Here is a 23,837-nt window from a genome sequence, read left to right as displayed (position 1 = left end):
AAAATATCATGGGCGCACTCGCCATTCGCAACATCCACAAGACCTACAACGACACGGTCCACATCCTCAAGGGCATTGATCTGGAGATCGACGCTGGAGAATTTTTGATCCTGGTCGGCCCATCCGGCTGCGGCAAATCGACGCTGTTGTCGATGATCGCCGGGCTGGACCACCCCACCAGCGGCAGCATCCACATCGGCGAGCGCGAGGTGACCCACCTGCCCAGCAAGGACCGCGACATCGCCATGGTGTTCCAAAGCTACGCGCTCTACCCCAACATGACCGTGGCGCAAAACATCGCCTTTGGGCTGGAGATCCGCAAGGTGCCCAAGGCCGAGCGCAAAGCGGCGGTGGACCGCGTGTCGGCCATGCTGCAAATTGGCCACCTGCTGGACCGCAAGCCCGGTCAACTCTCGGGCGGGCAGCGTCAGCGCGTGGCCATGGGACGTGCTTTGGCGCGTGACCCCAAGCTGTTTTTGTTTGACGAGCCGCTGTCCAATCTGGACGCCAAGCTGCGCGTGGAAATGCGCGCCGAAATCAAGCTGCTGCATCAACGCACGAAAACCACCACGGTGTATGTGACGCACGACCAGGTCGAAGCCATGACCCTGGGCGACCGCATTGCGGTGATGAAAGACGGTCTGGTGCAGCAGTTCGGCACGCCCAGCGAAATTTACAACCGCCCGGCCAACCGCTTTGTGGCCGAGTTCATCGGCTCACCGGCCATGAACATGGTTGACACCTTGAAGACGGGTCAGTCCCTCACGGCCCACGGCGTGGAACTGGCGATCACCGACGCACAACGCGCCGCGGTGCATGCGCACGGCAGTGCCGAACTGGTTTATGGCCTGCGCCCCGAAAGCATCAGCTTTGCGGGTACAGGCTTGCCCGGCACGCTCAGCATGATCGAGCCCACCGGCCCCGAAACCTATGCCACGGTGGACACACCAGCAGGCAAGCTCACGGCCCGCGTGCCCGGTGTCTTGCAAGCCCATGTGGGTGAGGTTGTGCACCTGCAATGGCAGGCCGATCAATCGCATTTGTTTGATCGCGGGACTGGGGACCGAGTCGGCTGACTTGGATCTGACACCTGTTTTTGGGCTGACCTGTTGGGGGCGCCTAAGTCCGGTGTGTGTGACGATCTTTCATGATGTTCACCCTCAAGGCTCGACGTCGTCATTCCCGATCTCGTCATTTGGCCGTTGCAAGCGTGTGAAATGCTTCACGTCTGCCGGGCGTGTGCGCCGTATCATCCAACACGCATCGCTTATGTTGGCCGCTTGAACACGCCGCACCGATCACCCCATGCCACGTTTTGTCACCGTCACGCCCAACCCCGCACTGGATGTGTCCACCTCGGTGGACAAACTGGTGGACGCGCACAAGCTGCGTTGTGATGCGCCGCAGGTGCATCCGGGCGGTGGCGGTATCAATGTGGCGCGGGTGCTGCACAGGCTGGGTGCGCAGGTGCAGGCACTCTATCCCGCAGGGGGTGCCACGGGTGAGCGCTTGCAGGGTTTGCTCAATGCAGAGGGCGTGCCCGATCAGTGCTGGACGATCGCGGGCGAGACCCGCGAGAGCTGGAACGTGCATGAACGTGAAAGCGGCCGTGAATACCGCTTTGTACTGCCAGGCCCCACGCTCAGCGGTGCCGAATGGGCAGACGGACTGGCTTGTCTGCGGCGCCTGTCCTCAAGCGCTGCTTGGGTGGTGGCCAGTGGCAGCTTGCCATTGGGGGTGCCTGCCGATGGCCATGCGCAGATTGCGCGTGTGGCCAAGGATGTGGGCGCACGCATGGTGGTCGACAGTTCCGGGGCGGCGTTGGCCTCAGCTTTGGCGCAAGGGGTGTGGCTGGTCAAGCCCAGCTTGCGTGAGTTGGCGCAACTGTCGCATGAAGAGTTGACGACGCCTGACCAGCAGCGGCAGGCTGCGCGTCGGCTCATCGAATGCGGCCAAGCCCAAATCGTCGCCTTGTCCTTGGGCAGCCAGGGCGCGATGCTGGTCACGGCAGACCAATGTCTGCATGCCGCCGCACTGTCGGTGCCGCTGCGCAGCAGTGTCGGCGCTGGCGACAGTTTTCTGGCCGCGCTGGTCTGGGCGCTCGATCAGCAGGGTGACTTGCGTCAGGCACTGGCCACGGCAATGGCTGCAGGTGCCGCCACGGTGATGTCGTCCGGCACTGCGCTGTGTCAGCCGCACGACGTGGCCCGCCTGCGCGAGCAAGTCCGCATCAAGACCTGCTGAACGGTTGCCGCAGCACCCACGATGAACGCGTTCAGCGGGCAAGGGCGTTCTGCCGCACCCGCCAAAACAGCCACCCGGCAATGCACAGGTTGAGCAAGTTCCACGCAATGCCATTCAAAAACGCCGCGTGGTAACTGCCCGTCAGGTCAAACACCCAGCCCGACATCCAGCCCCCCAAGGCCATGCCCAGCAGCGTGGCCATGATGACAGCGCCCACCCGGGCACCGGCTTCTTTGGGGTCAAAGTGTTCGCGGATGATGATCGCGTAGGCCGGCACGATGCCGCCCTGGAACAGCCCGAACATGGCCGAGACGATGTACAGCGGCACCATGCCGTCAAAAGGCAAAAACATCAGCAGCGCCACGCCCTGCAACATGGAGCCCAGCAGCAAGGTGCGGATGCCGCCAATGCGGTCGCTGATCATGCCAAACACCAGGCGGCTGACGATGCCACTGGCCAACATGAGCGAGAGCATCTCGGCCCCGCGTGCCGCGCCAAATCCCAGGTCGGTGCAATAGGCCACGATGTGCACCTGCGGCATGGACATGGCCACACAACACGCCACACCCGCCACGCACAACAAGCCTTGTGCATGCGCAGGCTTGAGGCCAAAGGGGCGGCTGCGGTCCAGCACCGGCGCAGCGGCGTTGGCTGGTGTCAGCGTCACCAGCGGTGGGCGTTGGCGCATGCGCAGGGCCAACAAAAACATGCCCACCCCGCAAAAGATGCCCAGCAGAATGTAGGTCTGACGCCAGCCGATGGTCTCCACGCCATGCTGCACCAGCGGCGGCCAGATCGTGCCCGCGATGTAATTGCCACTGGCGCAAATGGCCACCGCAATGCCCCGGCGGCGGTTCCACCACAAGGCCGTGTCGGCCATCAAGGGCGCAAAGGTGGACGAACTGCCCACAAAACCCATCAGCGCATGCGCCAGGCCAAAAGCCCAGATGCTGCCCGACATGCCCGCCCACACAAAACCGCCGCACACCGCCAGCGCACCCACCCAGAGCACAGGCATCAGCCCATGCCGGTCGGCCATGCGGCCCGTGAGCAAACCGCCCAGACCCAAACTGATCATCATCAGCGTGTAAGGCAGCGACGCATCGGCCCGGCCCACCCCAAATTCGGCCTGCACCTGCGGCAGCACCACCGAGACGATGTACATGCTGCTGTTGCCCAGCACCACCAGCCCCAGCGTGACGAGCAATCGCCAGGCGGCTTGGCGGGAATCGATGAGGGCGGGGTCGGCGGGTAGGGTGTTCATCGAGGCAATTTAGCCGATGGAATGAGGTCCGCTTGTCTTTTGGGTTACTGGCGAATGAGCTGCGCGGCATGGCTCGGCCCTTGTCTGTGTTCGCTACAGGCCGGTGAGCATGAATTCACGAGTGTTCAGTGGTGTCTTCTCTTGGGTGGGCAGTCATCTATTGGACAGTTCGCAGGCATTCGAGCCTGTACGCTGGTGTCTTCAAAATTCAGGAGTGCCCATGAACGACCGTGCCCAATTTGTTCGCATGCAAGACAGCACACAGCAAGACTGGGCCCTGATTGCCGGGGAGTTCATGCAATTCACCAAGTCGCTGCCCGACCGCGTGATGGCGCACTTGAAGCTGCTCGATGGCGACTACGGTGGTTTTCCGGTGGACCGCTACACCCACTGCCTGCAAACTGCGACCCGGGCCTTGCGCGACGGGCGTGATGATGAATACGTGGTGTGTGCTTTGCTGCACGACATCGGGGATACGCTGGGCACCTTCAACCACCCCGACATTGCCGCCGCTATCCTCAAGCCCTTTGTGTCCGACGCCAATTTGTGGATGGTGCAAAACCACGGCATTTTTCAGGGCTACAACTTCTTTCACCACATCGGCATGGACCGCCACATGCGCGACATGTTCAAAGCCCACCCGCACTACGCCCGCACCGAAGAGTTCATTGCGCTCTACGACGATCCGGCATTTGATTCAAGCTACGACACACTGCCCATCGAAACCTTTGAGCCCCTGCTGCGCAAGGTGATGGCCCAGCCGGTGAATTCGGTCTACAAGGAGGCCTTAAAGGCCTGACTTTCAGAGCAGCAAAGAAAAAAGGGGCAGCACCCGACAGGTGCCGCCCCTTTTAATTTCGGTGTGCGCGGTTCAGCTCAGCAGCGCATTCACCCACTTCACATAAGCCGCAGGGTCTTACGGCAACCCGCACATGCATGGCTTGCCGTTGGTCGTTTTCATCGAGCGAAGGATCAGCCTTCACCCACGTTGACAGAGCCGTCATGTTGGACGAAGCTGATCTGCAAACGAACGCGTTTTGTCGGTCACCGTACCGCCCGTATCCAGCGTAGACTTTTTCTTAATCAGCATGATGTGCCACTACTGTTCTGCAACTGGGTTGTGGGGAACGCCCTTAGAGATGTTTTTCACCGTCACCCCGTAGGTCGGTAGCTTTAGCTCCGACGTTACTTGGGTCGGCGCAGGCCTTGAAGCAATCGCAGTCAGCTCATCGGTGTTTTGGATACATACGCATCTCCCGCAACGGCGGACAATGAGGTTCATGAATGCACGCCATTTTTCTCAGCTGGTTCTCTTGTCCGCGGTCTGGGGTGCTTCGTTTCCGCTGATTCGCGTTGCAGCCCCTGAATACGGTCCCATCGTCATGGCCTGCCTTCGCTGCGCCTTGGCGGCTCTTGTACTCGGGATTCTCATGCGGATAACGCGTCAAGCTTGGCCCGCGCGCCCGCATTGGGCATCACTCATCGTGCTCAGTGTGTCGACGGTTGTGGGGCCATTTGTTCTGCACAACTGGGCAGGACTTGTACTGCCGGCCGGATATTCGGCGGTTCTCAATGCCACGGCGCCGCTGTTCGGAGTTCTCGCAGGAACCATGTTCTCAGACGAACGTTTGACCGAGAGCAAGATCATCGGTTGCATCGCTGGTTTGGCTGGCGTGGCGCTGCTGGTTGGTCTTGGCCCAGTAGCGATGAATGGAGCCGTAGTGTTGGCGGTACTGGCCTGTATTGCGGCTGCGGCATGTTTTGGATTCGGCGCTATCTTGATGAAGCGAGCAACAATGACACATCAGCCGCTTCCCGCATCGGCAGCGGTGCACTTGGCTGGTGCACTGGTCTTGCTACCTGCTGCAACGGTGACCATGCCAACAACCCAGGTGGGAGCCGATGCGATGGTTGCATTGCTCCTCCTTGGGACGTTCACGTCCGGTTTCATGTACTGGATCAGCATGCGTCTCATGCGCGAAATTCCTGCAAGTGCAGCTACCTCTTCCGCCTTTTTGATCCCCATGTTTGGCGTTGCTTGGGGCGCAATATTCCTTGGAGAACCGCTCTCATGGGGATTGATCCCCGGCGTTGGGCTTATTCTTCTCGCGTCGGCTTTGGTGACAGGCTTCAATCCCTTCGTATGGTTAGCAAAGCGGTAGCGTATTAATGCTGATGAGAGAACCGACAACAATATTGATCCGGCACGCTGAAGTTCGAAATGTGTGCGGCATGTCATCTCGTATGTCGGTACTCGCAGAGTCCGACGTTATTGGTATCGACACAGGCCCATGTCGGAGTCTTCGACCGCCGACCTACAACAGCTTGGGGCATTGAAAACTTTACAAGGCCAAATCAATGATGAATTGGCCCTGCAGAAAGTTCTAACCCAGAATTTTGTGGCCCCTCAGACAGGCCGCTTGACGGATGCCTATTGAATGGCGGCGTCTAAGCACTCTTGCGATGAGGAAGTGGGAATCAGCCCCTTTACCGCGCAATCTTCCCGATGTCCTTCCAGCCCCAAACGTGCACACCCTCTCGCTCATAGGAGGTGGCTCCGCCATACACCAGTGATGGCTGGATGCTTTCGTTGCCTGCAAACTTTTGCCATTTCTTGAGTCCGTCAGTCCAGTCGCTGGCAAAGGTGCTGCCCGACTTGATTTCGAGCGCTTGCAAGCCTTGGGCGTTTTGATCAACACATCGACTTCGTGTCCCGCATGGTTTCGCCAAAAGTAAGGGGCTGAGTGACGACCCGCGTTCAGTTGCTCAAGAGTGCTTTTCTCAGTGCGCGGGCACATTTTTTACAAATCTAAGTTTGAAACTTCGATTTGTAAGAACCCAAGCCAGCAAAGGGTTTGCTGAGCATTGGAGTCAAAAAAGCCCCGCCAGACGCAAGTCCGGCGGGGCTTTTTTGTTTGGTCAACTGTTGATCAGCTCAGCAGCGCATTCACCCGCTTCACATAAGCCGCTGGGTCTGCCGGCAAGCCGCCTTCGGCCAGCAGGGCCTGGTCAAACAGGATGTGGGCCAGGTCGTGGAAGTGGACTGAGCCGTCGAGTTTTTTGACCAGTGCGTGCTCGGGGTTGACTTCTAGCACGGGCTTGACTTCAGGAGCGCTTTGCCCGGCTTGTTTGAGCATGCGGGCCAGTTGCATGCTCATGCCGTCGTCGGTCACCACCAGGCAGGCGGGGCTGTCCACCAGGCGGCTGGTCACGCGCACGTCTTCGGCTTTGTCTTTGAGCGCTTCTTTGAGCTTGGCCAGCACGGGCTTGAAGGTTTCGGCCGCGTCTTCTGCCGCTTTCTTTTCTTCTTCGTCTTGCAGCTTGCCCAGGTCAAACGCGCCTTTGGCCACGCTTTGCAGCGGGGTGCCGTCGAACTCGTGCACAAAGTTCAGCGCCCACTCGTCCACGCGGTCGGTCATCAGCAAGACTTCGATGCCTTTTTTCTTGAAGACTTCGAGCTGCGGGCTGTTCTTTGCTGCTGCCAGGGTGTCTGCGGTGATGTAGTAGATGGCGTCCTGGCCTTCTTTCATGCGGGCTTTGTAGTCGGCAAAGCTCACGCTCACGGTGTCGTGTGTCGATGAGGCAAAACGCAGCAACTTGGACAAACGCGCTTGGTTGCCAAAGTCTTCGCCCAAGCCTTCTTTGAGCACCGCACCGAACTCGGCGTAGAACTTGGAGTACTGGCCGAGCTTGGCTTTGTCTTCTTCACTCAGAACGTCAGTGACTTCTGCAGAGGCTTCTGGGGCTTTGTCGTGTTTGGCCAAATCTTCCAGCATCGACAACACGCGTTTGGTGCAGCCTTCGCGGATGGCTTTGACATCGCGGCTTTCTTGCAGCAGCTCGCGGCTCACGTTCAGCGGCAGGTCGGCCGAGTCCACCACGCCTTTCACAAAGCGCAGGTAGCTGGGCATCAGCGCTTCGGCTTCGTCCATGATGAACACGCGCTTCACATACAGCTTGATGCCGGCTTTCTTGTCGCGGTTCCACAGGTCTTGCGGGGCTTTGGACGGGATGTAGAGCAGCTGGGTGTATTCGGTGCTGCCTTCCACGCGGTTGTGCGTCCAGGTCAGCGGGGCTTCAAAGTCGCGGCTGATCTGTTTGTAAAAATCAGCGTACTGCTCGTCGCTGATGTCTTTCTTGGGGCGGGTCCACAAGGCGCTGGCTTTGTTGATGGTTTCCCACTCGCCGGTCTTGACCATGCCGCCGGGTTGGCGGCCCGCTTCTTCGTTGCTCGGGTCGATCAGCTCGCCGTCTTTCCACTCTTCCTTTTCCATCAAGATGGGCAGGCTGATGTGGTCGGAGTATTTGCCGACGATTTCCTTGAGCTTCCAGGTGTTGGCATATTCCAACGCCTCTTCGCGCAGGTGCAAGATCACGCTGGTGCCGCGCTCGTTGCGGGTGATGGTCTCGACCTCAAAGTCGCCCGTGCCGCCGCTGATCCAGCGCACGCCTTCGGCTGCTGCCGCGCCTGCACGGCGGGTTTCAACGGTGATCTTGTCGGCCACGATGAAGCCTGAGTAAAAGCCCACACCAAACTGGCCGATCAGCTGCGCGTCCGACTTTTGGTCGCCGCTCAGCTTGCTCACGAAGTCTTTGGTGCCGCTCTTGGCAATCGTGCCCAGGTGGTCAATGGCTTCTTGCGCCGTCATGCCGATGCCGTTGTCAGTGATGTGGAGCGTCTTGGCGGCTTTGTCGAAAGACAAACGCACTTGCAACTCGGGCGCGTCTTCGTACAAAGCGGTGTTGTTGAGCGCTTCAAAGCGCAGCTTGTCGCAGGCGTCCGAGGCGTTGGAGATCAGCTCGCGCAGAAAAATCTCTTGGTTGGAATACAGCGAGTGGGTGACCAGGTGCAGCAGTTGCGCGACTTCGGCCTGGAAGGCATGGGTTTGTTTGCTCATAGCGGTTCAAAAAGGTTTAAAGGAAAACGGAAGACCAAAACCATTCTTAATTTGGGGCAAGTGCCGATGGTTCAAGAGGGTCAATTTATGGAAAAGAACGGTCATGGATAAGCGTCTTGCAGCCTTGACAGTTGTCGTTTAATATTGTGACACATGTCGAAAAGGAATCTCATGCAGATCAACATCACGTCATCCAAGGGAGCGCTAAGCGCACGCGCCATGAAAGCGTCTGTCCGGTCAGAGAAGCTTTGGGGTGGGTGCGTGATCAAGTATGTTTCCGACAATCCCATTGCCCGTCATCGGCATGTCATGGAGGGCGTGGAGTCCAAGGATTTTGTCGGGGTGCTGGAGTCATTTACCTGCATATCGAGCCACGATCTTCTCCATTCCATGGGCATCAGCGGGCGCACTTTGCAGCGCAAACAAGATGATCGCCTGAACCCACAACACTCCAACGTGGCCATCGCCTTGATGGAGGTGACAGATTTGGCGACGCGTGTGTTGGGCTCGCGTGAGGCGGCAGAAAAGTGGATGTCGCAAAAGTCTTTGGCGCTGGACGGCGAAAGACCGCTCGATTTGCTGACCAGCGCACCCGGCATTGAAGCCATCAAGGATTTGCTGACCCGCATTGAATACGGGGTTTACGCGTGACGCCACTGCCCGCAGTTTTGGCAAAACAGGGCAAGCAACAACCACTGACTGTATGGCGCTTGGAGCGCGCTGCCCACGCAGCCAGTTGGGCTCAGGGCATTGGCGCCGAGCGCGTTGGCGGCCGCTGGAGCCCCAAGGGTCGCCCGGTGATCTACACCTCACTGGACCCAGCCACCACAATTTTGGAGGTCGCGGTGCACGCGGGTTTTGAGGTGCTGGATGCTGTGCCCTACCGCATGTTGGAGCTGGCCATATTGACGCCAGCCCAAGTGCACATCGTTCAACCCCAAGCGGTGCCCAACCCGAATTGGCTCAGACCGGGCGCGGTCAGCGCAGGCATGCAGAAATTTGGCGCTGATTTGCTGAACCAGCACCCCTTTGTCCTGATCCCCAGCGTGGTCAGCCCCCACTCGTGGAATCTGATCATCGACGTGGCCAGTGCCAAAGCGCACATCGAGTGCGTACGCGACGAGGCGTTTGGGCTAGATGGGCGCTTGAACCAAGCGCTTTAAGCTGATGTGCCCTCCTATTGATCCGGCACGCTGAAGTTTTAAATGCGTGAGATATGTCATCTCGTAGGTCGGCACTCGCAGAGTCCGACGTTATTGGTTTCGGCACAGGCCCATGTCGGGGTCTTCGACCGCCGACCTACAACAGCTTTGCGCATTGAAAACTTCACAGGGCCGAATCAATAGGTCCTGTCTGAGCGGTCTCGGTACTCTTTCGATTGCGCGTTACGGGCAATGCCTTGCAAGGCTTGCACATCGCTTTTAGGCGTTTCTGGCAAACCAACGCTGCTGAAAATTTCGCTGGGTATTTGAGCCGTCACTGCCAATATGGCTTGGGTGTAAGCCTCAACTGCTTTTTTGAAAAGCGAGGTGATTGCATCATCGTCAGTGTGACGAAGATAGGCTTCTTTCATCAGTTCGGGCAAGACGGGTTCAAACATTTGAGGATGTTTGCCGTCCACCACCGCCTGCAGCATGTCAAGGTCATCATCTTCGCTGTAGTCAGATTGCACGCCATATTCATCGTGAAAGAAAGTCTCTTTGGATGCGGATGAGAGGAGTCTTGAACGCACATTTTCGGCCGCTTCAATCAAGCCATCGCTGTCTGTATAAATGTCAGTTGGAAAGTGATCCCAATCGCAATTGTCAACCCAGTCTTCACCCCAGCGGCTCTCTGCCCAAAGTGCGTATTGTTCAGTTGCGGGCAAGGCCTTGATGGCATAAAAGGCAGACCTGTCGAGTGTGGCTTCCAACATCGAATACAAAATGTGGTCTCCACCCATGTAGGCCATGACGCAAATTTCATCCCAATGTGAACGACAGCCCTCATCTGCGATATCAAAAGCTGGTGTGTTTTTGGCTTCGGCCTTCAGCTCGGCAACCAAGCGCTGCCGGATGTCAAAAGCATGACTTTGAGCCAATGCTTGGTGAGCGCGGCGAAAGTATTTCAGGCGTGGCGTCATGTACGCAACTTGACTGCTGAACTCTTCCGCTTCACTCGACTCATAGTCCTCGGGGGCACGACCACTGTCAACAAATGACATCAAGTCTTCCAGTAAGACATTCAGGATCTGTTCAATTCGCAAACCATCGAGTTCAAAATTACCAGACGCTTTTTCCAGCGCACTCTCGGGTAAGTCGTCAACGCCGATGAGCCCCATGCAAAGTGTCGCTTGCTCGTGGGCTGGCAATCTGTGCAGGCGCTCTATGAAAAAACCCACGAGGGCGCGTTCGACTTCGTCGTAGGCAAAAGGTGCTGGTCCACCCCAATGGTGCGCAATGACTTTGATCTCTTCCCAATGCCTTTCACACATGGATCGTTCAAGCTGAACGGGTGGATGTGTCTTGGACAGGTTCACACATTCATCCAGCAGTCGCTGCACGATGGCTTGCGCATTCTTGGCAAGGAGTTGCCGCATCAAATTTTGTGTGTGGTCCGTCATCAATTTTCCCCTTCAGAATTGGCCTTTCCAATTGGAGAGCTTGTGTCCTCTGGCCTCGGCTGCAACGGTACATCGCCAATCCACACAGGACCACCGACCCCATGAACCATCACCTGCACTTGTGGGCCGACGGCGTCTTGCACCTCGCGTGCGATTGCGCAGCTTTGCGCGAAGTTGTTGTCCCACCAGGCATCGCTGCCCATGTGCTGTGGCGGATCAATGGTGCAGTCGTGTTCCCACTGCCAAGCTGACAAACGGCGAATCAAATCCCATGGCAATGTCTCAATGTCGTAGCTGAGCATTGCACCGCGCTTGTCCCACAGTCCAGAGGCATAAAAGTCGCACCACACATGGATTTCGTCCATCAAGGGCAAATGTGCTTCTACTTCAAGCAGCATTTGTTCAGCCTTTTTGCTTGCCGACTTGAAGCTTGGCAAGTCCGTGAAGTTCATCAAAATCCCGCGACTTGTGTGGAAGACGGTTTCTGTCTGAAAAATGTGGGCGAGCGCCAGCAACAAGGTCAAGCCCTCGGAAACGCCCAAGCTCTCCCGCTGGTCATGCGTTGCGGCCAGCACATGCAGTTCATCCGTGCGCGCCAGTGTTTCCACGGGCGTGTCCAAGCATTCGCGCCATCCAAGGTGTTGGACAAGATTGCGCGCATAACGCTCAAAGGGCTTGAGTTGTTCATACTGAAGCAGCTTGTCGACGTCAATCAACAAGACATCAGCATCCACCTGCTGCCTGAGCAAGTCCTGAACCAAGGGCCAGCAGGAGGCATCTTCAAACGCGATGGTCACATAAGGTGTTTTTTGATCGGACGGTGTGAACCTGAAACGACCGGCCCGTGGGGACATTTGTCGGTGGGTGCCGTCCAGCGTAAAGGGGTGCGCATAGTTTTCAGGGTCCAACAAAGCCGCTTTCAGTCCGATCAGTGAGGGTGCGCCGCTGGCCTCTAGCAAAAACTGGACATACAAGGCATCGGGTTTGCAGGTGCAGCACCAGTGCAAAACCAAAAATCGATGAAACAGATCATCATCGAGTGGATCATCCATGTCGGCCAAGTACATGGGCGCCTGCCCCCATCGTGCTTCAATGGCTGCGGCAATGGGTTGCTGGTCAGCACGCCATTTCAGCCAGTTCGCTGTGGCTGCGCCCTCGGTAATTTCCTCCAGATCACAGTAATCAGCACCCCAAGGGCAACCGGGCTGAAACTGAATCAAGCTGGTGGCCGGTGGCTGCTCGGGCAGTTCAGACAAGGACAATCTGCGACCGGGGAAATCTGGATGCTCATATGCGGTTAATTCAGTACAGGCATCCAGTGTTTTCCTCAGAAAGCGGATTACGTCATCGGATACACAATCCTGTGCCTGAAGGTGGTCCAGCCAACGGTCACCCGGAATGTGTTCGGGTGAATCGGGCTCAAATTCATCCAGATAACGAATGCGCTCAATGACCTGCAAAGCTGGGCGCAATGCAGCGTAATGGGCCTGTGCCAGGGCCAGTGCTTTGTCTCGCTCTTTCCCTTGATGGCGCAGCAAGATGGTGGTGGCCTTGACCGGGTCTACATGGGGGCGTCGGACACCCGCCGGTGGCTCCATCCAGCAGATGTTGGGCTGGGTGTACTTTGTCGTTGCGTTGGGCTCGTGCCATCCAGATACAAAGCCCAGAATCGACGCCTCCAAATCACACATTGGCAAGCAGCGCATCAGTGGGAACAGGTCAATCACCTTGGTTGGTGTCATCGTCAGTCTCCTTGTCATACGCGGATGTTTCAGCCGCGCTTGTTGTTGCGCGAATCAGGTTCAGGGCCAGCAAGCGCTTGAGGATTTCGTCGTCCGACATGGCGGGCGTGTAGTCGGTCCATCCATAGGCGGTGGCCACGGCTTTGTCGATGGCTTCATGGGCCATGGACAGCCAAGCGGGGCGGGCGTTGTAGAGGTTGGTGAGTGTCTTCTTTTTGAGTTCGGCTTCGTGGCCTGGTTTGGCCACTGCACGTTTGGGGAAACCGGCTGCGGCTTCTTCCGGGCTTTGCATCCATTCAACCCAATCGGGCGGGTTCAGCCAGTTGTCTCGTGTTTTCACCAAGTGGGCGGCAGACTTGGCGATGTTGACAGCGATGCTGCGGGCCTTGTTCGATGCTGTGTCTGTCAGTTGAGCGGGGATGAGCACACCGTCGACCGATTCTGTTTGCTGGTGCGAGGTGTCAGCCGGGGTCAGCTTGTCGGGGAAGGGGAAGGTTTCAAAGCAGGTGGTGGGTGTGTAGCGTGGGTCGTTGCCAACGCCCAAAAATGTGCACATTCGAAGGGACCACAGCTCATGGAATCGGCTGTGCAGTATGCCGAAAGTCGAATCGTCCTCACGGGCGATGGCTAAAGTTGCTTGGTCAGGCAAAACGGTTGCATTCATCCAAATAAAAGTTCGATGTTTTGCTACCGCGACAGTGACTATGTATCGAAACGCGGTGGACAGGGCCTTGCGCATGCCTGGTCGTGCTTCTGCATGACGCCACCAAAACTTCCGATAAGAATCTCGGTTATTTTTTTCACGTAATGGTCGGACGTGTGCGTTTACAAATGTGAAAGGTGCCTCAAACATCGCGGCCTCAGACAGAGGGATGCTGGTGCCAAAATCAACGACCCATCGGTCGCCCCAGCGTCTGGTGATGTCCAATCCATTGCAAAGTGGGCGAACAACGAGGGCGTTAGATTTGCAGTTGGGGTTTGGTTCCAAAAGCCACTCACGAGCCATATCACCATCGATGTCAAAGGGGCCTTTTTTGGAAGACCCCATAAAACAGGTTCCTTGGGATGAGCTCAGTACCTTTGCAAGGGTTAAGTCATTGTCCGCATTGCCGTTCTCCCCAGCTGTGAGGTCTGGATGGATACGACCCACCAAGCTGCCATTTAACAATGGCGCTTGTGTTGATTCACCAAAGCAAATCAACGACACCCTGACTGCCGCACCCGCATTGACCCAAGGCTCGTCGCTCCACGCGGTAAAAATATGTGTGTCCCGTGTAATGGCGTCCAGCACCGTCCGGTTTGCACCACCACGGATGGAGTTGGTGGCCACCAGACCGGCGCATTTCAACCGACCATTTGTAATGGCTATCCGGGCCTTGTCAAACCAATAGCAAACCAGATCGGCACCGGGTGGCACCCTGTCTTTGGAGTAGGCCTTGGCCAAAGCATCAAAGTAATCGCTGCCCAATTCGCCACGTTTTTTACTGCCCCCCAAAAACGGCGGGTTGCCCACAATCACATCGGCCTGCGGCCACTCGGCTTCTTGGCCTTCGGGGGTGAGCAGGGCGTCGCGGTGTTCGATGCTGTCCAGGGGTTTGAGGATCGGGCGGCTCGACAAGGGTTCGCCGTTGCGTTGGCACCATTGGATGTCGCCAATCCAGACCGTCACGCGGGCCAGTTCGGCGGCAAAGGCGTTGATCTCGATGCCCAAAATGTTGTGTGGCCCGGTTTGCATGACCAACTCGGCAGCTAGCCCCAGTTCTTGCGCTTCGATGCTGACGAAGCGCTCCACGTCGCGTAGTGCTTTGAGTGCAAGGTACAGAAAATTTCCCGATCCACAAGCAGGGTCCAGCACGCGGAATTGGCTCAGGCGCAGCTGGAAAGCTTCATAGATCGCTTTGACTTCTTGGCTGGCCTTTTTGCCTTTGCTCTTGGTGGTTTTTTTGTGCTCGATGATTTGGGCTTTGACCTGCGCCCACTCGGCCAGCAGGGGCTCGTTGATCAGTGGCGTGATGATTTTCTGGATGGTTTCTGTGTCGGTGTAATTGGCCCCCAGTTGCGAGCGCTCGTCTGATTCCAGTCCGTTTTCAAACAAGGTGCCAAAAATCGTGGGGTCGATGGCGCGCCAGTCGTATTCAGCAGCGGTGCTGTGCAGTTGTTGAAGGTTGTTTTGCGTCAGGGTAGGAATGTCGATGTGTTTGAACAGGCCACCGTTGAACCATTCGACAGGAATGTCCCCGTAGTCGCCGCCCGATTGCATGGTCTTGAACAGTGCAGCCAATCGACTTGCTGCCCGGTCGGGGTCTTGGGTGACTTTTGAAAGAAGGCTGGTGAATGCACCCGATGGCAACAGGTTTTCGTCTTCGGCAAACATGCAGAACACGCATTGCACCAAAAAGTGAGCCACCTTGTTGCGGTCTGTCTCGCCTGCTCGCATGGCTTTTGCAATCGCGCCAAACTTGGCCGCTGCGCTTTCGGTGATGGCGGCAGATGATTTGAGGGGCTTGAGCTTGTCAGGGTCGGTGAACACCCATTTGAGTTTTTGCAGGTTTTCGGGTGTGCCGATGTCCAGCAGGCCAATGCGGTGAACCTCGGTGGGGTAGTTCTGAAAGTTGGTGTGAATTTCGATGCGTTCACGGTCACAGACCACCAGCAAAGGTGGGTTGTGCAAGGCGCTGGCGTAGCGCTTGAGTTGGTCCAGGGCTTTATTCAGGTTTTCGCCGGGCGCTTTGTTTTCCCAGCCAAAGTGGCGGTCTTTCCAGACGTCGGCGTAGCCGGTGCGGCCTTCGGCTAAAGCACCTTTTCGCTCGTAGCAGTAATGGCCTAAGTCGCGGGGCTTTGGCACGCCCAACAGGGTGCACAGGTCTTCAAAATGGGCTTGTGCACCTTGTTCTTCGTTGAGGTTTTTTTTGTGCCAAGTCTGGATAAATTGTTCGGGCGTCATGGTCTCTGGCTGGTTGGTGCCAGAGTCCTTGCGCTCAAGACCCGGGCGGCAAAGCCCGAATCATACTTTTGTTGATACTTAAAATCTAAAAAGTAAATTCAAAATGAATCATTGGAATGCATTTATTGGGTGCGTGTTATGCGGCCGGAAGCGACAAATATGAGGCACGAATGTGCTTCCCCGTGTTCTGTATGTCATTTTTACTTTGACAACGCCCCAACTTCCTTGTTCCACCGCTCCAACAGTCGGCGGCGCTCGGCCGATTTGCCGTACTTTTCAAAGTCGTATTTGATCAAGCGCACCTTGTCCATGGACGGGATGCGTGGGTCGGGCTTGAAGGTTTTGTTGGCTGGGCTTTGCAGGCTGTTGGCCTTGGCGCCGATGCTTTGGCCGGCGGGGCTCATGAGCCAGTCGTAATAGCGTTTGGCGTTGGCTGCGTTGCGGGCACCTTTGACCAAGGCGATGCCGCCGATTTCGTAGCTGGTGCCTTCGCAGGGGGCCACGGTGGCCACCGGGTATTTGTTGTGCCGCCAGCCGTCAAAACCAAAGATGAAGCTGATGCCCACAGCCACTTCGCCCTTGGCCACATTGGGCGCTTGGGCGGTGCCGCTTCGGGTGTATTGGGTCACGTTTTTGTGCAGGGCTTTCATGTACTCAAAAGCCGCGTCTTCGCCCATCATCTGCACCAGCCCCGCCAGAATGGTGTAGGCCGTGCCGCTGGAGGCGGGGTGTGAGATTTCGACCTCGCCTTTGTAGATGGGCTTGATCACGTCGGACCAGCATTGGGGCGCAGGCAGTTTCTTTTTCTTGAGCAGTTCGGTGTTCCAGCCAAAGCCAATGGCGCTGGTGTAGAAACCGCCCACCATGTTTTGTGTCATGGCGTATTGGCGCACGCTCCAGCCGTGCAGGTCGTTCAGGTAGTCGGGGCGGTAGGGCGCCAGCAGACCGATTTCGGCAGCTTGCAAAAACGGGTCACCGGTGCCGCCCCACCAGATGTCGGTCTTGGGGTTGGCCGCTTCGGCGCGGATTTGCGCCAGCGCTTCACCGGTGGCTTTGCGGGTCTGGTTGACGTTGATGCCGGTGGCTTTGGTGAATTCCTTGGCGGCCATTTCGCACCAGCTTTGGTCGGTGCTGCAAATCGCGTTGAGGCTGCTGGTTTGGGCAGAGGCGGTGCCGACGTAAAGAGCGGCGGCGGTGAACAAGGCGGCTGTGAACTTCAGGGTCATTGCGCGTCTCCAATTTGTGTCGGTGTGCTTTGTCGGGGCTGAAGCCACCGACCTACGGGGTATTTTGTAGGTCGGCAGCTTCAGCTCCGACATGGCTTGCTGGATCATGAATCCAAGCACCATCAGAACGCTTCGTTCGGCCCCAAATACCGCCAAGTCCCCGCCGGCATTTGCCCCAACTGCACGCCGCCCATGCGGATGCGTTTGAGGCCCACCACTTTCAGGCCGACTTGTTCGCACATGCGGCGGATTTGGCGCTTCTTGCCTTCGGTCAGAACAAAGCGCAGCTGCTCGGGGTTTTGCCAGTCCACTTTGGCGGGTTTGAGGGGTTTGCCGTCAAGGCTCAGGCCGTGGCGCAGGCGCTCGAGCAGCGCCTTGGGGAACACAGCTTGCACGTTGGCACTCACGCGGTCGAAGTCGCCAATGGTCGTGAGCTGATTGGCTTTGCCGCCATAGGTGGCCGATGCGGCGGTGGCGGCGGCGGTGTTTTCGTGGCCGGTGTAGGCCACGCGCACCAAATACTCCTTTTCCATCTCGGAGTCTTCACCGATCAATTGACGGGCTATGCGGCCGTCTTGTGTCAGTACCAGCAAGCCGGTGGAGTCGATGTCCAGGCGTCCAGCTGGGGCGAGACCCCGCAAGTGAGGCGGGGTGAAGCGCAGCTTGGACGGGTCGCCGCCCCAGTGGCTGCGCGGGTTGATCAGGGTGATGGCCGGTTCGTGCCCGTCTTCGGCTTGGCCGCTCACATAGCCCATGGGCTTGTGCAGCAAGATGGTGACTTGGCGGTCTTGCTGTTGCTCGGCGGCTTTGTCGATGGTGATGCGGTCGGACAGCGTGACCTGCTGGCCCATGCTGGCGGGCAGGCCATTGACCAAAACCCAGCCTTGCTCGATCCAGGCGTCGGCCTCGCGGCGCGAGCACATGCGCAGTTCGGCCATGCGTTTGTTCAGGCGCGAGGTGCCGCTGGGCGCGGCCGTTTCGCCTTTGCCTTCGGGGCGGGGGGCGCGTTTGAATGCCGGGGGCTGGGTCATGGGGTAGGTGGGCAAAAAGAAGTTGACCGATTGTCCGTTGTTTTTGCGCCTTGGCGTTTCAGTGGGATAGGCAGGTTGGTGGCTTCAGCCCCGACGTATGGTCGTGGGCCGCGTGCATTCGTCGGAGCTGAAGCTACCGACCTGCAAAAAACTCGGCAGTGCGCAGGGTTGGTGAGGCGCAAGCGTTTCACATGAACTGCGCAGTACGAAGGCCTTGTAAATCCAGAATCCGCAGGCCGCCGTACTCCACCCGAATGAGCTGTCGGGCTTCGAGAACGCGCAGTGCTTCGTTCACGCGCTGGCGCGACAGTCCCACCAGATAGGCCAGCTCTTGTTGGGTGATGCGCAGCACTTCGCCCACGCCGGAAAACAACACCGGGTTGAACAGCGAAGCGAGGTGGCGGGCCAGGCGCAGCTCGGGATTGTTGATGCGGTCCAACTCGCGGGCGGCAATGAACTGGCCCAGACGCTCGTTGAGCTGGTTCATGATGAAGCGGTTAAAGCCCAGCGAGTGGTCGATCAGCCAGTGAAAGGTGTCCACCGGCAAGCCCGCCACCACACTGGCGCGCAGAGCCTGGATGTTGTAGCGGTAGATCTCCCGCTTGAGCGCTGTGCCCTCGCCAAACCAGCCGCCCGGCGGTATGCCGGTGAAGGTCATGTTCTGGCCGCTTTCGTTGTCGCTGCTCATCTTGAGCAGGCCGGATATGACGCCAAACCAGTAGGTGACCGGACGCCCCACACGGCACACGTAATCGCCCGGATGGGGATCGCTCACCACCAGTTGCGGCACGATTTCTGTGCGCTCTTGCGCTGTGAGCAAGCTCAACCAGGGAATATCCTGCTGCTCAGCAGCAGTGGGCGCGCGTCTGCGCTGGTGAACGGTGGGGTTTGTAAGCATTTGGTCAACAAGCCGTCAGACTCGGGTCAGTTGTGCTAGGGGTCTTCCCTGAATTGTCGTTCAAACGACAACTTGACGTCAAATGAATGCCTAGTATCCGCCCAAGTTCAGTCGCATTGCATTCAATGCACCGTTTTTGGAGACAGGTCAGGTCATGCAAACAACGTTTCCCCGTTTGATGCTCAAGCACGCTGCCGAGCGCCCCACAGCGCCCGCACTGCGCGAGAAGGAATATGGCATTTGGCAGGCCACCAGCTGGGCTGCCTTGGCGCACATGGTCGAGTCCATCGCCTGCGGTCTGCACCAAGCGGGTTTGCAGCGCGGCGAGCACCTGATTGTGGTGGGTGCCAACCGCCCGCGCTTGTACGCCACCATGCTGGCCGCCCAGTCGCTGGGTGCGATTCCCGTGCCGCTGTACCAGGACGCGGCCGCTGCCGAATGCGTGTTCCCCATCACCAACGCCGAAGTGCGTTTTGCCGTGGTGGAAGACCAGGAGCAGGTCGACAAGATGCTGGAAGTGCGTGAGCAATGCCCGCAGCTGACGCACATTTATTACGACGATCCACGCGGCTTGCGCAAGTACACCGAAGACGGCTTGGGCTCGCTCGAAGAGCTGATGGCTGCTGGCGGCGTGTTTGCGCAGCAGCACCCCCAGTTCTTCAAAGAAGAAGTTGAAAAAGCGTCCTACACCGATGTGGCGGCGATGTTCTTCACCTCGGGCACCACGGGCAACCCCAAGGGCGTGGTGCACACGCACAGCTCCTTGATCGACCGCGCCGAAGCGGGTGCCGAGTTTGACAAGTTGAGCAACGCTGAAGATGTGTTGGCCTACATGCCGCCCGCCTGGATTGGCCAGAACATCTTCAGCTACGCGCAGTGGCTGGTGTGTGGCTATGTGGTCAATTGCCCTGAGTCTTCGGCCACGGTGACCATCGACCTCAAAGAGATTGGCCCCACTTATTACTTCGCGCCACCCCGTGTGTTCGAGGGCATGCTGACCAGTGTGATGATCCGCATGGAAGATGCGGGCAGTTTCAAGCGCAAGATGTTCCACCATTTCATGGCGGTGGCCAAAAAAGTGGGCCCCGCTTTGATGGACGGGCGCAGTGTGGGCTTGTTTGATCGCCTGCAATATGCCTTGGGCAATCTCGTGGTGTACGGCCCCTTGCGCAACAACATGGGTTTCAGCCGCGTGCGTGTGGCCTACACCGCGGGTGAGGCCATTGGCCCCGACTTGTTCACCTTCTACCGCTCGATCGGGGTGAACATCAAGCAGTTGTACGGCTCGACCGAAACCGCCGTGTTCGTGTGTCTGCAGCCCGACAACGAAGCACGAGCCGACACCGTGGGGGTGCCCTGCAAAGGTGTGGAGATCAAGGTCGCCGAGAACGGTGAAATTCTGGTCAAGTCTCCAGGCTTGCTCAAAGGCTATTACAAGAACCCTGAAGCCACAGCCGAAGTGCTCACGCCAGACGGCTGGTACCACACCAGCGATGCGGGCTTCATCGATTCGCATGGCCACCTGAAGATCATCGACCGCGTCAAAGATGTGGGACGCATCCAGGGCGGTGCCAACGACGGTGCGATGTTCGCGCCCAAGTACGTTGAAAACAAACTCAAGTTCTTCCCGCACATCAAAGAGGTGGTGGCCTATGGCGACCAGCGCGAAAAGGTGTGCGTGATGATCAACATCGACTTCGATGCCGTGGGCAACTGGGCCGAGCGCCGCAACCTGCCTTATGCCGGTTACACCGATCTGGCGCAAAAGCCCGAGGTGTACCAACTGATCAAAGAATGCGTGGAAAAGGTCAACGCCGATCTGGCCGAAGACACCTTGCTGGCGGGCAGCCAGGTCAGTCGATTCCTGGTCTTGCACAAAGAACTGGATGCCGACGACGGTGAATTGACCCGCACCAACAAGGTCCGTCGCGGCTTCATTGCCGAGAAATACAAACCCCTGGTCGATGGCCTGTACGAAGGTAAATCCGAGCAGTTCATCGAGACGGTGGTCAAGTTCGAAGACGGCCGCACCGGCAGCGTGAGCGCCACGCTCAAGATGTCCGACGCCAAAACATTCACACCCGTGAAGGCAGCAGCATGAGCAAGGCCGGACCGCTCCAAGTTGCGAAGGCCCCCTTGGGGGGCAGCGCAGTACATGAAATGACAAGCGTGGGGGTCAAATGACCAAGAAAATCGGCGACGTCATTCTGGACGTCAACAACATCAGTTTGCGATTCGGTGGCGTGAAGGCGCTGACCGACATCTCGTTCAATGTGCGCGAGCACGAAGTGCGCGCCATCATCGGCCCCAACGGTGCCGGCAAAAGTTCGATGCTCAACTGCATCAACGGCGTGTACACGCCCCAAGAGGGCAGCATCACCTTCCGTGGTCAAAAGTTCGCGCACATGAACAGCCGCCAGGTGGCCGAGATGGGCATTGCCCGCACCTTCCAGAACCTGGCCTTGTTCAAGGGCATGAGCGTGATCGACAACATCATGACGGGCCGCAACCTGCGCATCAAGAGCAATCTGTTCATGCAGGCGCTGCGCATCGGCCCCGCCCAGCGCGAGGAAGAGCAGCACCGTGAGTTCGTCGAACACATCATCGACTTTCTGGAGATTCAGGCCTTTCGCAAAACCCCGGTGGGGCAGCTGCCCTACGGTTTGCAAAAGCGGGTGGACCTGGGCCGCGCCCTGGCCATGGAGCCCCAGGTGCTGCTGCTTGACGAGCCCATGGCCGGCATGAACATGGAAGAAAAGCAGGACATGTGCCGCTTCATTCTGGATGTGAACGACGAGTTCGGCTCCACCATCGTGCTGATCGAGCATGACATGGGCGTGGTGATGGACATCTCGGACCGCGTGGTGGTGCTCGATTACGGCAAAAAAATCGGCGACGGGACCCCCGAAGAAGTGCGCAACAACGAAGAAGTGATCAGTGCCTATCTGGGCACCAGTCACTGAGGAGAACAAAAAAATGGCATTTTTCCTGGAAGCTCTTTTGGGTGGCCTGATGGCGGGCATGCTCTATGCGCTGGTGTGCTGATCTTCAAGGCCTCGGGCGTGTTCAACTTCGCGCAAGGCGCGATGGTCTTGTTCGCGGCGTTGGCGATGGCACGTTTTTCGGAATGGGTGCCCGGCTGGCTGGGCATTGAAGACAAGTTCCTGGGCAACCTGATCGCTTTTGTGTTGGCCGCCGCCATCATGTTTGTGTTGGCCTGGCTGATCGAGCGCTTGGTGCTGCGCCATCTGGTCAACCAGGAAGGCGTGACCTTGCTCATGGCCACGCTGGGCATCACCTACTTTTTGGATGGTTTGGGCCAGACGATTTTTGGCAGCGACATCTACAAGATTGACGTGGGCATGCCCAAAGACCCGGTGTTCCTGTTCGACTCGGTTTTCCCTGGTGGCGTGCTGGTCAACCTCGAGGATGTGTACGCGGCTTGCATCGCGGCTTTGCTGGTGGTGGTCTTGTCGCTGTTCTTCCAGAAAACCGGCACCGGCCGTGCCCTGCGTGCGGTGGCCGATGACCACCAAGCGGCGCAGTCGATCGGTATTCCCCTCAACCGCATCTGGGTGATTGTCTGGTTTGTGGCGGGCTTGACCGCGCTGGTGGCCGGCATCATCTGGGGCTCCAAGATGGGTGTGCAGTTCTCGCTGACCACGGTGGCTTTGCGTGCTTTGCCGGTGATCATTTTGGGTGGCCTGACCTCGGTACCCGGGGCCATCATTGGCGGCCTGATCATCGGTGTGGGCGAGAAGCTGTCCGAGGTGTACCTCGGTCCCTATGTGGGCGGCGGCATCGAAATCTGGTTTGCGTATGTGCTGGCTTTGGTGTTCTTGCTGTTCCGTCCGCAAGGCCTGTTCGGCGAAAAAATCATCGACCGCGTGTAAGGAGAGACAGCATGTTTTACAGAGAAAACGGTCAGTTCAAGACCTCTTACCGCAAAGACCAGCAGATCTTTGCGATTGCGCAAGACCGCTGGGCCATCCTGGCGCTGATCGCCTTTGCTTTTGTGGGCGTGCCCTTTTTGGCAGACGAATACATTTTTCGCGCCATCCTGATCCCCTTCCTGATCCTGTCTTTGGCGGCTTTGGGGGTGAATATTTTGGTGGGTTATTGCGGTCAGATCTCGCTGGGTTCGGGCGCTTTCATGGCGGTGGGGGCCTACATGGCCTACAACACCTACATCCGCATTGAGGGCATGCCCCTGATCGTGGCGCTGCTGGCCGGGGGCTTTTTTGCCACCTTGGTGGGCATGTTCTTTGGCATCCCGAGTTTGCGCGTCAAGGGCTTGTACTTGGCGGTGGCGACTTTGGCCGCGCAGTTCTTTTGCGACTGGGCCTTCCTGCGCGTGGGTTGGTTCACCAACAACAACGCTTCGGGCTCGGTCTCGGTGTCCAACCTGAATGTGTTTGGTTTGCCGATTGACACGCCATTGCAAAAGTACATCTTCTGCCTGATCTTCCTGGTGGTGTTTGGCTTGCTGGCCAAAAATCTGGTGCGCAGCGCCATTGGCCGCGAGTGGATGGCCATTCGCGACATGGACGTGGCCGCTGCCGTGATCGGCATACGCCCCATGTACGCCAAGCTCAGCGCTTTTGCCGTGAGCTCATTCATTGTCGGTGTGGCAGGTGGGCTGTGGGGCTTTGTGCACTTGGGGTCATGGGAGCCAGCGGCTTTCTCGATTGACCGTTCCTTTCAGCTCTTGTTCATGGTCATCATTGGCGGCATGGGCTCCATCATGGGCAGCTTCTTTGGTGCCGCGTTCATCGTGATCTTGCCGATTTTCCTCAACCAGTTCCTGCCTTGGGCGGGTGACCTGGTGGGTGTGAACATCTCGACGGCAGCCGTCTCGCACACCGAGTTCATGATCTTCGGTGCCCTGATCGTGTGGTTCCTGATCGTCGAGCCGCATGGCCTGGCCAAGCTCTGGTCGGTTGCCAAGCAGAAGTTGCGTCTGTGGCCCTTTCCGCATTGATGTTTTT

General features: G+C 57.9%; 18 protein-coding genes and 1 pseudogene. 10 read left to right on the top strand and 9 right to left on the bottom strand.

Annotation, left to right across the window (positions count from 1 at the left end):
* Window positions 1-8 precede the first annotated feature (8 nt).
* The gene (locus H663_RS29540; protein ID WP_053168972.1) at window positions 9-1,076 is read left to right on the top strand and encodes an ABC transporter ATP-binding protein; all 1,068 of its coding nucleotides are present in this window, start codon (window positions 9-11) and stop codon (window positions 1,074-1,076) included.
* Window positions 1,077-1,305: 229 nt separating this feature from the next.
* Window positions 1,306-2,244 carry a 1-phosphofructokinase family hexose kinase gene (locus tag H663_RS29535; protein ID WP_053168970.1) on the top strand — a complete coding sequence of 313 codons (939 nt, stop codon included), beginning with the start codon at window positions 1,306-1,308 and terminating at the stop codon, window positions 2,242-2,244.
* Window positions 2,245-2,275: 31 nt separating this feature from the next.
* Here the strand turns inward: H663_RS29535 and H663_RS29530 are convergent, their stop codons facing one another.
* Window positions 2,276-3,508 (bottom strand): MFS transporter, encoded by a 1,233-nt coding sequence (locus H663_RS29530; protein WP_053168968.1) that lies wholly within the window; start codon window positions 3,506-3,508, stop codon window positions 2,276-2,278.
* Window positions 3,509-3,728: 220 nt separating this feature from the next.
* Between H663_RS29530 and H663_RS29525 the strand changes: the two genes are divergently transcribed.
* Both H663_RS29525 and H663_RS29520 read left to right on the top strand, forming a co-directional pair.
* A complete protein-coding gene (locus tag H663_RS29525) occupies window positions 3,729-4,307 on the top strand; it encodes an HD domain-containing protein (RefSeq protein ID WP_053168966.1) in 579 nt (192 codons plus the stop codon).
* A 481-nt stretch (window positions 4,308-4,788) separates the two neighbouring features.
* The gene (locus tag H663_RS29520; protein WP_053169397.1) at window positions 4,789-5,670 is read left to right on the top strand and encodes a DMT family transporter; all 882 of its coding nucleotides are present in this window, start codon (window positions 4,789-4,791) and stop codon (window positions 5,668-5,670) included.
* A 325-nt stretch (window positions 5,671-5,995) separates the two neighbouring features.
* On the opposite strand, the gene H663_RS29515 is transcribed toward H663_RS29520, so the two are convergent.
* Together H663_RS29515 and htpG are read right to left on the bottom strand one after the other, a co-directional pair.
* Window positions 5,996-6,184 (bottom strand): hypothetical protein, encoded by a 189-nt coding sequence (locus H663_RS29515; protein ID WP_053168964.1) that lies wholly within the window; start codon window positions 6,182-6,184, stop codon window positions 5,996-5,998.
* 254 nt (window positions 6,185-6,438) lie between these two features.
* Entirely contained in the window at window positions 6,439-8,406 is a 1,968-nt protein-coding gene (gene htpG, locus H663_RS29510; protein WP_053168962.1) for a molecular chaperone HtpG, read from the bottom strand.
* Between the two features lie 261 nt (window positions 8,407-8,667).
* Here htpG and parS point away from each other — a divergent pair, with 261 nt between their 5' ends.
* Complete coding sequence (gene parS, locus H663_RS29505) at window positions 8,668-9,057, top strand: type II RES/Xre toxin-antitoxin system antitoxin (RefSeq protein WP_165803890.1); 390 nt, start codon at window positions 8,668-8,670, stop codon at window positions 9,055-9,057.
* A gap of 59 nt (window positions 9,058-9,116) precedes the next feature.
* Window positions 9,117-9,569: an RES family NAD+ phosphorylase gene (locus tag H663_RS29500; RefSeq protein WP_240620473.1), complete on the top strand. Its 453-nt coding sequence runs from the start codon at window positions 9,117-9,119 to the stop codon at window positions 9,567-9,569.
* Window positions 9,570-9,745: 176 nt separating this feature from the next.
* Here the strand turns inward: H663_RS29500 and H663_RS29495 are convergent, their stop codons facing one another.
* The 6 genes from H663_RS29495 to H663_RS29470 all read right to left on the bottom strand — a co-directional run bounded on the left by H663_RS29495 (window position 9,746) and on the right by H663_RS29470 (window position 18,849).
* A complete protein-coding gene (locus H663_RS29495; RefSeq protein ID WP_053168954.1) occupies window positions 9,746-11,008 on the bottom strand; it encodes a hypothetical protein in 1,263 nt (420 codons plus the stop codon).
* Window positions 11,008-12,750, bottom strand: coding sequence for a hypothetical protein (locus tag H663_RS29490; protein ID WP_053168951.1), 1,743 nt, complete (start codon window positions 12,748-12,750; stop codon window positions 11,008-11,010). The genes H663_RS29495 and H663_RS29490 overlap by 1 nt, the downstream gene beginning before the upstream one ends.
* Window positions 12,728-15,694: a class I SAM-dependent DNA methyltransferase gene (locus H663_RS29485; protein WP_053168949.1), complete on the bottom strand. Its 2,967-nt coding sequence runs from the start codon at window positions 15,692-15,694 to the stop codon at window positions 12,728-12,730. The genes H663_RS29490 and H663_RS29485 overlap by 23 nt, the downstream gene beginning before the upstream one ends.
* Window positions 15,695-15,894: 200 nt before the next feature.
* On the bottom strand, window positions 15,895-16,920 hold the full coding sequence (locus H663_RS29480) for an ABC transporter substrate-binding protein (protein ID WP_053168948.1): 1,026 nt from the start codon (window positions 16,918-16,920) through the stop codon (window positions 15,895-15,897).
* A gap of 122 nt (window positions 16,921-17,042) precedes the next feature.
* A complete protein-coding gene (locus H663_RS29475; RefSeq protein ID WP_053168946.1) occupies window positions 17,043-17,951 on the bottom strand; it encodes a pseudouridine synthase in 909 nt (302 codons plus the stop codon).
* Window positions 17,952-18,138: 187 nt separating this feature from the next.
* Window positions 18,139-18,849 (bottom strand): Crp/Fnr family transcriptional regulator, encoded by a 711-nt coding sequence (locus H663_RS29470; RefSeq protein ID WP_053168944.1) that lies wholly within the window; start codon window positions 18,847-18,849, stop codon window positions 18,139-18,141.
* A gap of 154 nt (window positions 18,850-19,003) precedes the next feature.
* Here H663_RS29470 and H663_RS29465 point away from each other — a divergent pair, with 154 nt between their 5' ends.
* The 4 genes and pseudogenes from H663_RS29465 to H663_RS29450 all read left to right on the top strand — a co-directional run bounded on the left by H663_RS29465 (window position 19,004) and on the right by H663_RS29450 (window position 23,830).
* The gene (locus tag H663_RS29465) at window positions 19,004-20,950 is read left to right on the top strand and encodes an AMP-dependent synthetase/ligase (RefSeq protein WP_053168943.1); all 1,947 of its coding nucleotides are present in this window, start codon (window positions 19,004-19,006) and stop codon (window positions 20,948-20,950) included.
* 79 nt (window positions 20,951-21,029) lie between these two features.
* Entirely contained in the window at window positions 21,030-21,812 is a 783-nt protein-coding gene (locus H663_RS29460) for an ABC transporter ATP-binding protein (protein ID WP_053168941.1), read from the top strand.
* Between the two features lie 13 nt (window positions 21,813-21,825).
* A pseudogene (locus tag H663_RS29455) lies at window positions 21,826-22,742 on the top strand (branched-chain amino acid ABC transporter permease).
* An 11-nt stretch (window positions 22,743-22,753) separates the two neighbouring features.
* Complete coding sequence (locus H663_RS29450) at window positions 22,754-23,830, top strand: branched-chain amino acid ABC transporter permease (RefSeq protein ID WP_053168939.1); 1,077 nt, start codon at window positions 22,754-22,756, stop codon at window positions 23,828-23,830.
* The last annotated feature ends 7 nt before the right edge of the window (window positions 23,831-23,837 follow it).

Source organism: Limnohabitans planktonicus II-D5, assembly GCF_001270065.2.
Taxonomy (GTDB): Bacteria; Pseudomonadota; Gammaproteobacteria; order Burkholderiales; family Burkholderiaceae_C; genus Limnohabitans_A; species Limnohabitans_A planktonicus.
Note: the sequence above shows the minus strand (reverse complement) of the source record. Positions and strands in the feature narration are given on the sequence as shown.